General features: G+C 68.3%; 14 protein-coding genes. 9 read left to right on the top strand and 5 right to left on the bottom strand.

Features of this window, described 5'->3' with window-relative positions:
* The first annotated feature begins 3 nt into the window (after positions 1 to 3).
* From ACSBP4_RS01065 to ACSBP4_RS01050, 4 genes are all read left to right on the top strand, one after another.
* Complete coding sequence (locus tag ACSBP4_RS01065; protein ID WP_435551114.1) at positions 4 to 1905, top strand: ABC transporter permease; 1902 nt, start codon at positions 4 to 6, stop codon at positions 1903 to 1905.
* On the top strand, positions 1902 to 2939 hold the full coding sequence (locus tag ACSBP4_RS01060) for an ABC transporter ATP-binding protein (protein WP_435551113.1): 1038 nt from the start codon (positions 1902 to 1904) through the stop codon (positions 2937 to 2939). Before ACSBP4_RS01065 ends, ACSBP4_RS01060 begins: the two co-directional genes overlap by 4 nt.
* An 84-nt stretch (positions 2940 to 3023) precedes the next feature.
* On the top strand, positions 3024 to 3335 hold the full coding sequence (locus tag ACSBP4_RS01055; protein WP_006648452.1) for a hypothetical protein: 312 nt from the start codon (positions 3024 to 3026) through the stop codon (positions 3333 to 3335).
* Positions 3336 to 3409: 74 nt separating this feature from the next.
* Positions 3410 to 3601: a hypothetical protein gene (locus tag ACSBP4_RS01050; RefSeq protein ID WP_049965264.1), complete on the top strand. Its 192-nt coding sequence runs from the start codon at positions 3410 to 3412 to the stop codon at positions 3599 to 3601.
* A 21-nt stretch (positions 3602 to 3622) separates the two neighbouring features.
* On the opposite strand, the gene ACSBP4_RS01045 is transcribed toward ACSBP4_RS01050, so the two are convergent.
* Entirely contained in the window at positions 3623 to 5491 is a 1869-nt protein-coding gene (locus ACSBP4_RS01045) for an SLC13 family permease (protein ID WP_435551348.1), read from the bottom strand.
* A gap of 378 nt (positions 5492 to 5869) precedes the next feature.
* On the opposite strand from ACSBP4_RS01045, the gene ACSBP4_RS01040 reads away from it, so the two are divergent.
* Both ACSBP4_RS01040 and ACSBP4_RS01035 read left to right on the top strand, forming a co-directional pair.
* A complete protein-coding gene (locus ACSBP4_RS01040; RefSeq protein WP_049965263.1) occupies positions 5870 to 6178 on the top strand; it encodes a DUF7521 family protein in 309 nt (102 codons plus the stop codon).
* The gene (locus ACSBP4_RS01035; protein WP_435551112.1) at positions 6175 to 6663 is read left to right on the top strand and encodes an adenylyltransferase/cytidyltransferase family protein; all 489 of its coding nucleotides are present in this window, start codon (positions 6175 to 6177) and stop codon (positions 6661 to 6663) included. The genes ACSBP4_RS01040 and ACSBP4_RS01035 overlap by 4 nt, the downstream gene beginning before the upstream one ends.
* Positions 6664 to 6688: 25 nt before the next feature.
* On the opposite strand, the gene ACSBP4_RS01030 is transcribed toward ACSBP4_RS01035, so the two are convergent.
* Positions 6689 to 9061, bottom strand: a complete 2373-nt coding sequence (locus ACSBP4_RS01030) for an ATP-dependent DNA helicase (protein ID WP_435551347.1) — start codon at positions 9059 to 9061, stop codon at positions 6689 to 6691.
* A gap of 183 nt (positions 9062 to 9244) precedes the next feature.
* Between ACSBP4_RS01030 and ACSBP4_RS01025 the strand changes: the two genes are divergently transcribed.
* Together ACSBP4_RS01025 and ACSBP4_RS01020 are read left to right on the top strand one after the other, a co-directional pair.
* A complete protein-coding gene (locus ACSBP4_RS01025; RefSeq protein ID WP_049965260.1) occupies positions 9245 to 9481 on the top strand; it encodes a DUF7127 family protein in 237 nt (78 codons plus the stop codon).
* Between the two features lie 144 nt (positions 9482 to 9625).
* Entirely contained in the window at positions 9626 to 10201 is a 576-nt protein-coding gene (locus ACSBP4_RS01020; protein ID WP_435551110.1) for a DUF1684 domain-containing protein, read from the top strand.
* Positions 10202 to 10406: 205 nt separating this feature from the next.
* On the opposite strand, the gene ACSBP4_RS01015 is transcribed toward ACSBP4_RS01020, so the two are convergent.
* Entirely contained in the window at positions 10407 to 11087 is a 681-nt protein-coding gene (locus tag ACSBP4_RS01015) for a class I SAM-dependent methyltransferase (RefSeq protein WP_006648461.1), read from the bottom strand.
* A 349-nt stretch (positions 11088 to 11436) separates the two neighbouring features.
* Here ACSBP4_RS01015 and ACSBP4_RS01010 point away from each other — a divergent pair, with 349 nt between their 5' ends.
* Positions 11437 to 12015, top strand: coding sequence for a DUF7090 family protein (locus ACSBP4_RS01010; RefSeq protein WP_006648462.1), 579 nt, complete (start codon positions 11437 to 11439; stop codon positions 12013 to 12015).
* 128 nt (positions 12016 to 12143) lie between these two features.
* Here the strand turns inward: ACSBP4_RS01010 and ACSBP4_RS01005 are convergent, their stop codons facing one another.
* Together ACSBP4_RS01005 and ACSBP4_RS01000 are read right to left on the bottom strand one after the other, a co-directional pair.
* Entirely contained in the window at positions 12144 to 12926 is a 783-nt protein-coding gene (locus ACSBP4_RS01005; protein ID WP_049965258.1) for a DUF7089 family protein, read from the bottom strand.
* On the bottom strand, positions 12926 to 13015 hold the full coding sequence (locus ACSBP4_RS01000; protein WP_015299283.1) for a hypothetical protein: 90 nt from the start codon (positions 13013 to 13015) through the stop codon (positions 12926 to 12928). The genes ACSBP4_RS01005 and ACSBP4_RS01000 overlap by 1 nt, the downstream gene beginning before the upstream one ends.
* Between the last annotated feature and the right edge of the window lie 42 nt (positions 13016 to 13057).

Raw genomic sequence — 13057 nt, 5'->3', positions numbered from 1 at the left:
CCCGTGCCCGCATCGGATCGCCCTGGGCTCCGGAACGCGGTCGTGACCCTCCGGTCGCGCCTCGAGCGCCACGCCCTCTCGCTCGCGGCGCTCGCGACGGCCGCGGTGCTTGCGATCATGCTCTACCTGCCGGTCGGGGTCGTCTTCGTCGAGGCCGTCCTCGAGGCGGGCCGGCCGACGCTCGCCCATTTCCGCGCGGTCCTGACCGATCCGTTCTATGTCGGGGCGCTCGCGGACGTCCTCGCGGAGCCGCTCGCCGTCCGGACACATCTCGAGGGCGTCGCCGGCTGGCTCGGGGCCGTCTCGGTGTCCGGTACCGTCGTCCGGCCGATCCCCGGCCTCGACCTGCCGGTGCCGTGGCTCGCCCTCGAGACGCCGGGGGTCCGGTTGGGACTGTTCGGCTTTACGGCCTATCAGGCGGCGCTGTCGACGGTGGCAAGCGTCGCGCTCGGGCTGCCCGCGGCCTACGTCCTGGCGACCTACGAGTTCCGGGGCCGGCGGACGGTCCGGTCGCTGACGATCCTGCCCTTCGTCCTGCCCGGGATCATGGTCGCGGTCGGCTTCTACGCGATGTTCGGCCGGGGCGGGACGCTCAACGGCCTGCTCGGACTGGTCGGGCTCGGGCCGTACCCGTTCATCGAGTGGAACCCGCTGGCGATCGTGATCGTCGCCCACGCCTTTTACAACGCGCCGCTGGTGGCCCGCGTGACCGTCGCCGCGTGGGAGTCCGTCGACCGCCGGGCCGTCGAGACGGCCCGCAGCCTCGGCGCGAGTCCGCGACGGGCGTTCCGCGACGTGGTCGTCCCGCAACTGTTTCCCGCAGTGTTGACCGGCGCGTTGCTGACCTTCATCTTCACGTTCATGACCTTCCCCATCGTCCTCGCGCTGGGCGGGCTCCAGTTGGCGACCGTCGAGGTCTGGATCTACGACCGGGTGCGCCAGTTGGCCTACGGCGAGGCCGCGACGCTTGCCGTCCTCGAGACGCTGCTCTCGCTGGGACTGACGTACGCCTATCTCCGATACGAGTCCGCCCAGTCGGGACTGGCACGTGCGGCCGGGTCGACCGCGAGGCGGCCGCTCGTTCCCGACCTGCGGACCGCGCTGTCGCCGCGCCGGCTGGCGATCGTCGCTTACGGACTCGTCGTACTGGTGGTCTTCGTCGGACCGATGGCGAGCCTGATCGTCGGCAGCGTCACCGACGGGAGCGGGCTCACGGGTCGCCATTACGCGTTCCTGCTCGAGCGCCAGCTCGAGGGGGCCAGCTACCAGACGCTGCCGTGGATCGCGATCCGGAACTCGCTGCTGTTTGGCGTCGCGACGCTCGCGGTCGCCGTCCCGATGGGCGTCGTGATCTCGGTCGTAACTGCCCGGGCGGGCCGTGCGGGGGCCGTCGTCGACGCGCTGGCGATGTTGCCGCTTGCGGTCAGCGGCGTCGTCTTCGGGATCGGCCTGCTCCGAGGACTGGTCTTCGGGATTCCGTTGCCCGGCGGCTGGCGGTTTCAGGTGACCGGCGCGGTCGCGATCGTCGCGGCCCACGCGGTCGCGGCCTACCCGTTCGTCACGCGCAACGTCTCGCCGCTGCTCGCGAACCTGGATCCGGCGATGGTCGAGTCCGCCCGTGCGCTGGGTGCCTCCCGGTACCGCGCGCTCCGGGACGTCGAGTTGCCACTCGTGGCCAGCGGCATCGTCGCCGGCGCGGCCTTCGCCTTCGCTATCTCGATCGGGGAGTTCTCTTCGACGGTGATTTTGGCGGGCGGCGGCGACACCTACACGATGCCAGTCGCCGTCGAGCGCTATCTCGGCCGTCGCTCCGGCCCCGCGATCGCCATGGGAACGGTTCTGCTGTTCGTCACGGCCGCCAGTTTCGTCGTCGTCGACCGCGTCGGCGGGAGGTTCGAGCGATGACCGACCTCGAACTCGAGGGCGTCGCCAAACGCTACGACGGGACCGTCGCGCTCGAGGGGATCGACCTGACGGTCCGGGACGGGGAGTTTTTCACCCTCGTCGGCCCCTCGGGCTGCGGGAAGACGACGACGCTGCGGACCATCGCCGGCTTCGAGTCGCCGACGGCGGGGACCGTCCGATTCGACGGCCGGGCGATGGACGGCGTCCCGCCGGAGGCGCGAGACGTCGGCGTCGTCTTCCAGAGCTACGCGCTGTTTCCGCACATGAGCGTCGCCGAGAACGTCGGCTACGGGCTGCGGTTCCGGGAGCCGCCGGACGGGCAGACCGTCGACGAACGCGTCCGGGAACTGCTCGCGCTGGTCGACCTCGAGGGAATGGGCGAGCGCGACCCCGATCAGTTGTCGGGCGGGCAGCGCCAGCGGGTCGCGCTGGCGCGGGCGCTCGCGCCGGCTCCCGACCTGCTCTTGCTCGACGAGCCGATGAGCGCGCTCGACGCACAGCTCCGGGAGTCGCTGCGCCGGCAGGTCAAACGGATCCAGTCGGCACTCGCAATCACGACCGTCTACGTCACCCACGATCAGGCCGAGGCGCTGGCGATTTCCGATCGCGTGGCGGTGATGAACGGCGGCCGGGTCGAGCAGGTCGGCCGGCCACAGGCGATCTACCGCGAGCCCGCGACGCGGTTCGTCGCCGAGTTCGTCGGCGACAACAACGTTTTCGAGGGCACGGTTCGGGCTCGAGAGGAGGACCAGGCGCGGATCGACGTCGGCGGCGAGACCCTCGCGGTGTCGGCGGTCCCGCCGGGGGCCGACCGGGTCACCGTCTGCGTGCGACCGGGTGCGCTCTCCCGGAACGTCGGGACCAACCGGCTGCCGGTGACCGTCGAAACCAGCGAGTTCCTCGGCGAGACCGTCCGCGTCCACGGCCGCTGGAACGGGACCGAGATGGTCCTCCAACTGCCCGCGGTCCCCGAAGCCGACGAACTGACGGTCGGGTTCGACCCCGACGATGCCCACGTCGTCGCGACCGACTGAGCCGCGCGCGTGACGCGGCGCCCCGTCTCCGGACCGGAATACACAGGGTGGCCGCTTTTCGATCGGATCGTGTTACTTACCTGCATGCAAGTTACTCGTCGGCTCCGGGTCGACCTCGAGCGCCACGAGGTACCCGTCGGAACCGAGTTCACCGTTCGCGTCCGCGACGACCGGCGACGGCCGGTCGAAGGGGCGTTCGTCGAGGCGGGACGGAAATCGGCCCGCACGGACGAGCGGGGACTGTGTCGGCTGCGACTCGACGCGCCGGGCTTCTGGAAGCTCGTCGCCGCGAAGTCCCCGACCGACCGCGTGGCCTACGAGCCGGGGTCGGCGCTCGTTCGGGTCGTCTCGACGGCCTCGAGACGCCGACCGCGTCGTCTCGTCGGGTCCCGGTGACGAGCGCTCGGCGGGCGGACGGCGTTGAAGCGCCATGGCACAGCGTTATCCCCGTCGGCGATGTGTGTGGGATTATGGCAGACACCAAGGACGGGCGCGAGGACCAGGCCGACGACGCCGAGGAGCGCCAGCGCGAGCGGGAACTCGAGGAGGCCCTCGAGCGCGACGACGAGGACGAGCCGCCGGCCGACGAGGCGGGCGACGGGGACGAGTCGGCCGCGGACGACGAGGAATCGGCCGAGGAAGGCGACTCGAGCGACGAGTAGCGGTCGGGCGATACGCGAGGGCTACAGCCCCCAGAAGAAGTTGATCCCGAGGACGGTGACGATCGAGAGCAGGAACTGCAGCGGCGCGCCGACCCGGACGAAGTCCATGAACTTGTAGCCGCCGGGGCCGTAGACGAACAGGTTCGTCTGGTAGCCGACGGGCGTGAGAAACGCCGTCGAGGCCGCGAAGGTGACCGCCAGCACGAACGCGAAGGGGTTCGCACCGATCTGGGAGGCGGTCTCGACGGCCACCGGGAGCATCAACACGACGCTGGCGTTGTTCGAGATCACGCCCGTGATGAGCCCCGTCGCGAGGTAGAACACCCAGAGGACGCCGAGCGCCGGGAGGTAGGCCCCGGTCGACGCGACGAGCGACCCCAGGAGGTCGGCCCCGCCGGTCTGTTCTAAGGCGATCCCCAGCGGGATGATGCCCGCAAGCAGGAAGATCACGTCCCACTCGACGGCGTCGTAGATCTCGGTCGGCTTGAGGACGCCCGACGCGACCATCGCGACGACGCCGGCCAGTGCTGTGACCATGATCGGCAAGGAGAGCGCCGACATGGACTCGAGGGCGGCGACGCCGGTCACGCCGGCCAGCGCGGTCCCGACGGCCCCCCACGGGACGGCGACGAAGCCGACGACGCCGGCCATGATCGCCGCCGCGTGAGGGATCTTCTCCGTGCGGTAATCGGGCTCGTCGGGCTCGTGAGCCACGATGAAGTCGTCGTTCTGCGAGAGGCGGTCGATGCTGTCGGGCGCCGCCTGGACCAACAGCGTGTCGCCGACCCGAATGCGGCGTTCGTCCATGTCGCTGCGGACCGTCTCCCCGCGACTGCGGAAGGCCAACACGGTCGCGTCGTAGCGCTGGCGGAACGTCGACGTCTCGAGCGACTCGCCCACGAGGAACGAGCCCCGGGGGACGACGACCTCGACCAGCGTGCGGTCGGGGATCTCCTCGGGCTCGAGTTCGGCGTCGGTCTCCGGACCGCCGTCGATCGTGAGCGTCTCGCGTTCGACGAGTTGCTGGACGGTCGGCCGATCCGCGCGGAGTCGCAGCGTGTCGCCGGCGCGGATCGTCTTCTGACCGATGGGTTCGATGAACTCCTCGTCGTCGCGGACGACTTGCAGGATGTCGGCGTCGAACGCGACGCGGTCGATGGCGTCGGCGACGGTCGAGCCGACGATCGGGGACTCCTCGTCGACGATCACCTCGGTCAGGTACTCCTCGATGTCGTACTCCGTGACGTAGTCCTCGTCGACGGGGACCCGCTCGGGGAGCAGCCGGTGGCCGACGGTCATGAGATAGAGGCTGCCGACGAGGAGGACGATGACGCCGAGCTTGGTGAACTCGAACATCGAGAAGGGATGATCGAGCAAGCGCGCGGAGACGTCGCTCGCGAGGATGTTCGTCGAGGTGCCGATCAGCGTGAGCATCCCGCCGAACATTGACGCGTAGGAGAGCGGAATCAGCAGCTTCGACGGCGAGGTCTTGCCCTTGTGGGCGATGTCGGAGACGACGGGCACGAGGATGGCGACGACCGGCGTGTTGTTGATGAACCCGGAGATGGGGCCGCTGACGCCGATCGTCGCGAGCAGTTGTTTGTCGAGGTCCTCGCCGGCGAACGCGGACATCTTCCGGCCGATGATCTGGACGACCCCGGTCTGGCTAATTCCGGAACTCAGAATGAGCATCGCCAGCACGGTGATCGTCGCCGAGTTCGAGAACCCGGAGGTCCCTTCGGCCGTCGATATCTCGGTGAAGTTCGCGACGCCGTCCGCGCCCAGCACCATCAACAGGACCATCACGAGGATGGCGGTCACGTCGATCGGCAGCCACTCGGTCACGAAAAGCACCAGCGCGAGGAGGATGATCGCGAACACCACGAGCATCTGGGGCGTTACCGCGAGCCCGCCCGCCTCGGCTGCCAGCGGTGCGACTCCGCTCTCGAAGAAGAGACGTCCGGTCACGGTTGGTAGTACGGGTTCCCTTACGCCGCCGCTTGAAGTCCCCGGTTCGCCGACGCCGCCGCGATCGGCTGCCCGCCCGGCGACCGGCGTCGACTCGATCCGTCGGAGTGCGGCGAACATCATCGGCCACGTTCCTTTGGTTCGGGAACCGATGGGTGTACTCAAGTGACTGCTCCGAGGACGAACGGGTACGGAGACGGCCGGCGGTCGACCCCCTCGCGTCGCCGCAGCACCCCACCGGCTCTCGCGGCGACCGACTCGAGCGGGAGAGTCGGACGGCGGCCCCGGACCCACCGAGTCATGAACGAGTACACGCTCCCCATCGCGATCGCGAACACGGCGACGGTACTGACCGGCGGCGCAATCGCGTCGCTCGCCTATCGGGCCTTCCGCCGGACCGGGTCGGCGGCGCTGCGTGCCGTCGCCGGCGGCTTCGGCGTCATCGTCGTCGGCTCGATCCTCGGCGGCGGCGTCCACCTCCTCGGCGACACGATGGGACTGGGCATCGCCCTCCAGAGTTCGGCGACGGCGCTCGGGTTCGCGATCTTGCTCTACTCGCTGTACGCCGAAACGGGCGGCATTACCGTAACCACGGAGCTATCGACATGACCGACGGACCGTCCGGCCGAGCGACGCGGGTCGTCGCCCAGGGCACCTTCGATCTCCTGCATCCGGGCCACGTTCACTACCTCGAGGCGGCCGCGGACGCGGGCGACGAACTCCACGTCATCGTCGCCCGCGCGGCGGGCGTCACGCACAAACCCGACCCCGTGCTGCCGGGCGAACAGCGTCGGGACGCCGTCGCCGCGCTCGAGGCGGTCGATCACGCCCGACTGGGCCATCCGGAGGACTTCTCGGTGCCGATCCGCGAGATCGATCCCGACGTCGTCGTGCTGGGCCACGACCAGCACCACGACGAGGACGAGATCGCCGGGCTGCTCGCGGCGTGGGGGATCGACTGTCGGGTCGAGCGGGCCGGCGGCCTCGAGCCGACGGGGGAGCGCCTGCACTCGAGCAGCGACATCGTCGACCGGGTTCTCGCGCGGCGGCGGGGAGAGCGACGGCCGTCGCTCGAGGCCGAATCGGACGACTGAGCGGGGCAGTGATTATCGCCGGCTACTACTGCGAGGAGAGCCGCGACTGAAACCGATCGAGACCCACGTCGAGCATGTCGGGACTGACCGGCTGGAACTCGTTGTCGTCGGGGAGATACGGGCGGACCGAGTCCCAGCTGTCGCGGGCGTACCGTTCGTCGAGCAGGACGCGAACGCCGACGTCTTCGGGGCTGCGGATGACCCGACCGATGGCCTGTCGAGCCTTCCGGACCGCGGGGATCGTCAGGGCGTAGGTGAAGCCGTCGCCGAACTCGTCGTCGTAAGCCCGCCGGACGGCCTTCGTTCGCGGGCTCGAGGTGTTGACGATCGGCACGCCACAGACGACCGCGGCGGCGAGGCGGTCGCCGCTGTAGTCGACGCCCTCGGTCAGCGTGCCCCGCAGGCTCGTGACGAGTACCTTCCCCTCGCCCGCGAAGAACTCGTCTTTGAGCGACTCGGTGGTCTCGTCGTCGCTGGCGACGTCGAGCAGGACGGGTTTGTCGACCCGGCTCTCGAGCCGGCCGGCGATCCACTCGGCCTCAGCGTAACTGGGCATGCCGACGAGGACGTTGCCGGGGAGCCGGGCGACCGTCGCGACGGCGTTCGCGTAGGAGCGGCGGGTCGGGTTCTCCTCGCCCGGCCGGCCGCGGTTGTCGTAGGTGTACTTCGGCGCGGCGACCGCGAAGCTTTCGCGGTTCTCGGCGGGGAAGTGCAGGCCGTACCGGCGTTCGACGACCGGTCGGTCCTCCTCCCGTGCGAGGTACTGCAGGCCCGTCACCTCGGTGAAGGCCTCGATCGGCTCGAGGGTGGCACTCATCAGGACGCCGCCGCCGAAGTGCCCGAGTCGGTCGCCGATGGCGTCGCTTGGGACGCAGTTGTGAAGCGAGAGGCGAGCGTTGTAGGCCCGTCGCCACGAATCGGGCGGCTCGGTGTCGTCCCAGGTGCGCTCGAGTTCGATCTCGCGGAAGTAATCGGTGTGGCCGCGGCGGTACCACTCGCCGAGGACCCGCCCGACGGCGGGCGCGGCGCGGGTCCGGTCCTCGTCTTCCGCCTCGTTTAAGACCCGCTGGACGACCGCGCCGACGGCCTCGGCGCGGACCCAGTCGGCGTCACCGTACCCCGCCTCGCGGGCCCACTCGGTCAGTTCGTCCTCGGCGGGCGCTGCGGGGTCCCGGAGGGGAAGTTCCGCATCCTCGAGGTCGTTCAGGTTCGACTGCCAGCCCCGATACGACCGGTCGAGGTAGGCCGTCACGCGCCGATCGAGTTCGGCCCGGAGGTCCTGTACGAACTCGAGGGTGCGGTTGAGTTCCTCGTAGGAGACGTCGCTGTCGTTCAGCTCCGCGCGGACGAGGTCGGCGTCGGCGGTCTTGGAGCCGCCCTCGGCCTGTCGGCCCTCGCGCTCGAACTTGACCGGCTGGATGACCCGCGAGAGTTCGGTCTCGGCGTCTCGAAGCGTCGCGTCGGCGACGCCCTCGCTGACCAGGTCGCGGACCCGGGGCTCTAACATGTGGGCCTCGTCGCAGACGACGAACGTGGAGTCGTCGAGTAGCGCGCCGGTGAAAGAGCCGACGGTGCGGGGATCGAAGGCGTGGTAGTAGTTGCCGATGACGACCTCGGCCTCGCCGAGGGCGGCCCCCATCACGGAGTGGGGGCAGGTGCCGTGTGTCACCGATCGGGCCACGAGGTCCTCGGGCGTGATCATTCCCGCATCGGTGAAGTCGTAGGGTATCGCCTCCGCGGGCGATCCGTCCTCGTCGTCCGGCAGGTCCTCCAGATACTGTGCGTAGAACGGACAGTACTCGGTCTCGGCCCCGACCGGCCCGCCCTCGCCGTACTCCGGCAGGTCAGGCGGGTACGGCGTCGGCTCCCCGGCGGTCTCGAGGAAGGTGTTTTTCGATCGGGTCCCGCTGTCGGCCAGCCCGATCTGCTGGCTGCGGGCGCGGGCGGCCAGGTTCTTCGCGGTCGTGTCGCCGCCCTCGCCGGTGAGATCGCGGGTGCGGTCCCGCAGGGTTTCACAGCGGTCGTAGACGTTGCCGTCGTCGAACCCCGCCGTCTTCTCCCGGTTGTACGGGCAGACGTCGGCCTTCCCGACGAGTGTCAGTCCCGACACGGGGTTCCAGTCGGCCGGCAGGTTCTCGTTGATCGTCTCGAGGTCCGCTTCGAACTGGCGGAGTTGCTGTTTGACGCTCGTGAGGACGAACACGCGCTCGTAGTCGGTGTCGGGATCGCGCACCAGATCGATCCCGGCGGTGAGCGCGATCATCGTCTTCCCGGTGCCACAGGCCCCTTCGATAACGGTGTAACCGCCCTCCCGTCCGGTGTCGATGGCCGTCTCGATACCGTCGACCTGCGGCTCGTAGGGCTCGTCGTGGCCGAACACCGTCCGCCAGTCCGTCATTCTGCCAGTACTCATGGTCGGTCGTCCATAGCGTTGACGGACTGGAGTCGCCGCCCGATCAGTGATAAACGTCGGGTCGAGCAGCGGATCGGAACGCGATGACGGCCACCGAACCCTCCGCGATCGACTCGCCCGATTGCTGCCAGCGTGAGCCTTTACTTAGCTCAGTACCTACGACCGTATGTGAAGGTTCCCCACTCTCTCGAGAACGTCGACCGAGACGTCGTCGTTCGCACGTTCGAATACGATGACGGTAGCACCATCGCGGTCGATTTCGGCACCTCGGCCGCAGACATCTCGGTCGACGTCGTCGGGTCGACCGCGATCATCGTCGCGGACGGCGAGCAGTTCGAGTTCGAACTCCCGCCGGAAGCGACCGCCGTCTCGGCCCGGAACGGCGTCCTCACGATCGACGAGTAACGAGCCGGACTGTCGGAGAGCGACCGACCGGTCACAGAGAGGGCCCGCTTACGCGCCGTTTTCGACGCGCCGATCGAACGCGCCCCGCAGCGACCCCGCGAGCCGAAGCGCAACGCCTTCCCCACTCGGTCGACTACGTCGGCTATGAGCGATTCCATCGACGTCGACCGCTGGCGCACGGAACTCGAGTCCAAGCGCGCCGAGAAAGACGACTTTTTCGCCGATCATCCGCAGTCGCCGATCCCGCCCGAAGAGCGCGAGGACTTCGCGGGACTGGACTACTTCGAGCCGGATCCGGCCTACCGCGTGACCGCGACCGCGACGGTCCACGACGAGCCCGAGGTCGTGCTGATGGACACCACGGCGGGCCGAGAGATGCGCTATCTGCGGGTCGCGACGCTCGAGTTCGAACTGGATCGAGAGGACGAGGACCTCGAGGACGGGACGTTCGAACTCGCGGCCTACGAGCAGGAGAGCCCGAACGAACAGCCGCTGTTCGTTCCCTTCCGGGACAAGACGACGGGGCAGCAGAGCTACGACGGCGGCCGCTACATGGAACTCGAGCCCGATCGGGACCTCGCGGACGGCGACGAGATCGTCGTCGACTTCAACCTCGCGTACTCGCCGTTCTGTGCCTACAGCGAGACGTTCGACTGTCCGCTCCCGCCCGAGGAGAACTGGCTCGAGGTCGCGATTCCGGCCGGCGAACGCCACGAGTAGCGGCGGCGGAGTCACCGCGGTCACGATCCCGAGACTGTCACCGATCGGAGGGGACCGTTTCGACTCGAGTCAGCGGCCGTGTGACGGCCCCTCGAAGGGGGTTACGAACCTCGAGTGGAAACCGGGGGGTTTCGACCCACGACTCCGGATCGATCGCGGGCGGCAGAACGCGATTCTTGTGTGGCGGGCGGCCGAATGCGGGGAATCAGGGTGCGACGCCGACGGTCAAGAGGGTCCCGAACTCGCGGTAGCGTTCGACCATCGCCTCGCGGGTCTCCCAGTCCTCGGTCGGGAACTCGGCCGCGGGCGGAATCGTGATCTCGCGGTCGGGAATGTTGTCCTGTTCGGCGACGTGCAAGCCCGCCTCCCGGAAGGCGTCGCGGTACTGGTGGCGGTCCCACCGGGTCATCTCGATGGCGATGAACTCCTGCCACTCGTGGGAGTGGACGTTCTCCTCGTAGTAGTTGACCGCACAGTAGAAGGTACCGCCGGGCCGGAGAACCCGGGCGATCTCCTCGAGGGTGTGGTGGGGGTCGGCGGCGTAGTAGAACGCCTCCATGCTCCAGATGTGATCGATCGAATCGTCGGCGAAAGGCAACTCGTCGAAGTCCCCGACGAGGTAGCCAACGGCCGACTCGTCCGTGTAACCGGCCGCGTTGTGTGCCATTTCCGGCGAGCCGTCGAGGCCGTAGACCCGCCCTGCGTCCTTCGTGTCCCGCAGGGCGCGGCCGGCGTAGCCGCTCCCGCAGCCGAGATCGAGGACGGTGTCGCCGGACTCGATCGGCATCCGTGCGAGCGCGTGTTTTGCGGTGTGCCAGTGTCGTTCTTCCATGCCTCTATCCCGACCGCTGGCCGCCCAGTCGTCGAACTCCTCGCGAACGCTCATATCCACAAGCGTCGCGCCGCGACCCTAAACGCGTTCGCATCGAGACGGAAGCAACCCCGATGGAATGGGACAGCAGTAGCGCAGGGGTATCGATGGGACGACGATCACCGGTATCGGCGATCGTTCTCACTGCCACGAGAACCACCGACAGACTCTTTAGGCTGGCCTAAAAAGTAGTGGGCGAAGGGTCGTCGGATCGAAATCCGTGGGCATCCGGATTTCGTCTCGACGTTCGGTGAGTCGCACTGTCCCACCCCTCGCCAGTTTTTCAGACCCTTCCACCGCTTCCGACTTCCCCGGGAGAGACATCCGCACGCTTAAGGGAGTTCCCGGAGTTGTTGCGGCCAGTATGGAGTATACGCTCGAGATAGACGGGACACCGGCAACCATACCGGGCGGCACCGGGGTACTCCTGTTGCATCCGAGTACCGGCGAGACCGACCGTATCGACACCGACTTCTTCAAGACCGATACCGACAACTTCCTCGTCGTCTCCACCCGAACCACCGCCCGCGAAGTCAGACAGAAACTCGAGTACTACGATGTCGACGAGGAACGGGCCGAGATCCTAGACACGCTGAGCATCGAACGCGGCTACTCCCGGCGCTCCTCCGATACCGTCCACTACGTCGCTGCCCCCGACGACGTCGACGGCATCGTCGATCACATCGACGGCTTCCTCGCGGAACACGACGGCAAACGCCGCATCAGTATCGACTCCGTCACCGAACTCGCCTACTACGCCGGCGACGAGCAGGCCCTCGAGGCCGTCGACCGGATCCTCGAGTTGCTCGCCGAGTACGACGCGGTCGGACTGTTCCACCTCGCCAAGGACCCCCACGACGAGGAACTGGTCGACCGATTCCGCGACCGGTTCGACGGCGTAATCGACCTCGACGAGGACGGCAGCATCGACGCCGACTTCTGAGCGGCGATCAGCGGTGAGTTCGGGTTCCCGGTCACAGAAAAGCGTCGCAGCGTGGCGCGTGCTGTGTCATGACTCGTTTGGACGATCGAGTGCAGGCGTCTAGTTGCCGACAGCCGACGCCAAACGAACTAGTTCTCGAGCGACTCGAAGGTCGTCTCGGCCCACTGGATGGCGTACTCGGGGCCGTGATCGAGGTAGGCCTCGGTGTCGAGCGCGGCGAAGGGTGCCGGCAACTCGATCGCGTGCTTGATCGCCGCACACGCCAGTTCCGTCGCGTCGGCGAAGTCGGTGTCGCCGCGTGCGACCGCCCGCGGCAGGTCCGAAACACGATCCTCGAGGCGGGTCCCCGCGTCCTGCCAAGCGTCGGCGAGGCCGGGGTGGTCGTCGTGCCACTCGGCGAATACCTCCCGGGTCTGCAGTCCGACCCAGCCGTCGTACAGCGCCGCGGCGACCTGATAGGTGCCGTTCGGGTCCAGTTCGACCGCCCGATCGAGGGCGGGATAGGAGTCCTCGAAGAAGCCGATGAAGTGTTCCGGAACACCGAGATCGAGTTGGACCAGTGCCTCGGCGATCAGGAAGTCGATGAAGGCGTCGGGCGAGCCCTCGACGCGCGGTTTGACCAGCACGATCGGAGGCTCGGTCTGGCGGGTCCAGGCGACGCTGCCGTCGCCCGGCATCCCGATCGTCAGCTCCGAACTCGCGTAGCGAGCGAGCAGCGTCGGTGCGTCCTCGGGCAGCCACGCTGCCGGGTAGCTCGCGGGCTCGAGCGAGTCGACGACCAGCCCGAGATCCTCCGCGCGTGCCGGGTTCAACGTCTCGAAGTCGCGTTCGCAGTCGAGGACACGGACGTCGGGTGCGTGGCTCTCGCGGACGGCGTCGACCGCCGCCGAGAGCGCACGGGCCTCGAACATCAGGCGAGTGCGGTCTGGAAGACGAGCAGGATCGACAGGAGCGCCGATACTCCGACCGTCGCGAGAACGACCTTGGTTGCGGTACTCATGTTCGAGGGGTCGTAGCCGCGTCGTTTAAATCCATCTTTCTT

This window comes from Natrinema sp. CGMCC1.2065 (genome assembly GCF_051225675.1).
Lineage (GTDB): Archaea > Halobacteriota > Halobacteria > Halobacteriales > Natrialbaceae > Natrinema > Natrinema thermotolerans.
This window is presented reverse-complemented; position numbering and strand designations above follow the sequence as displayed.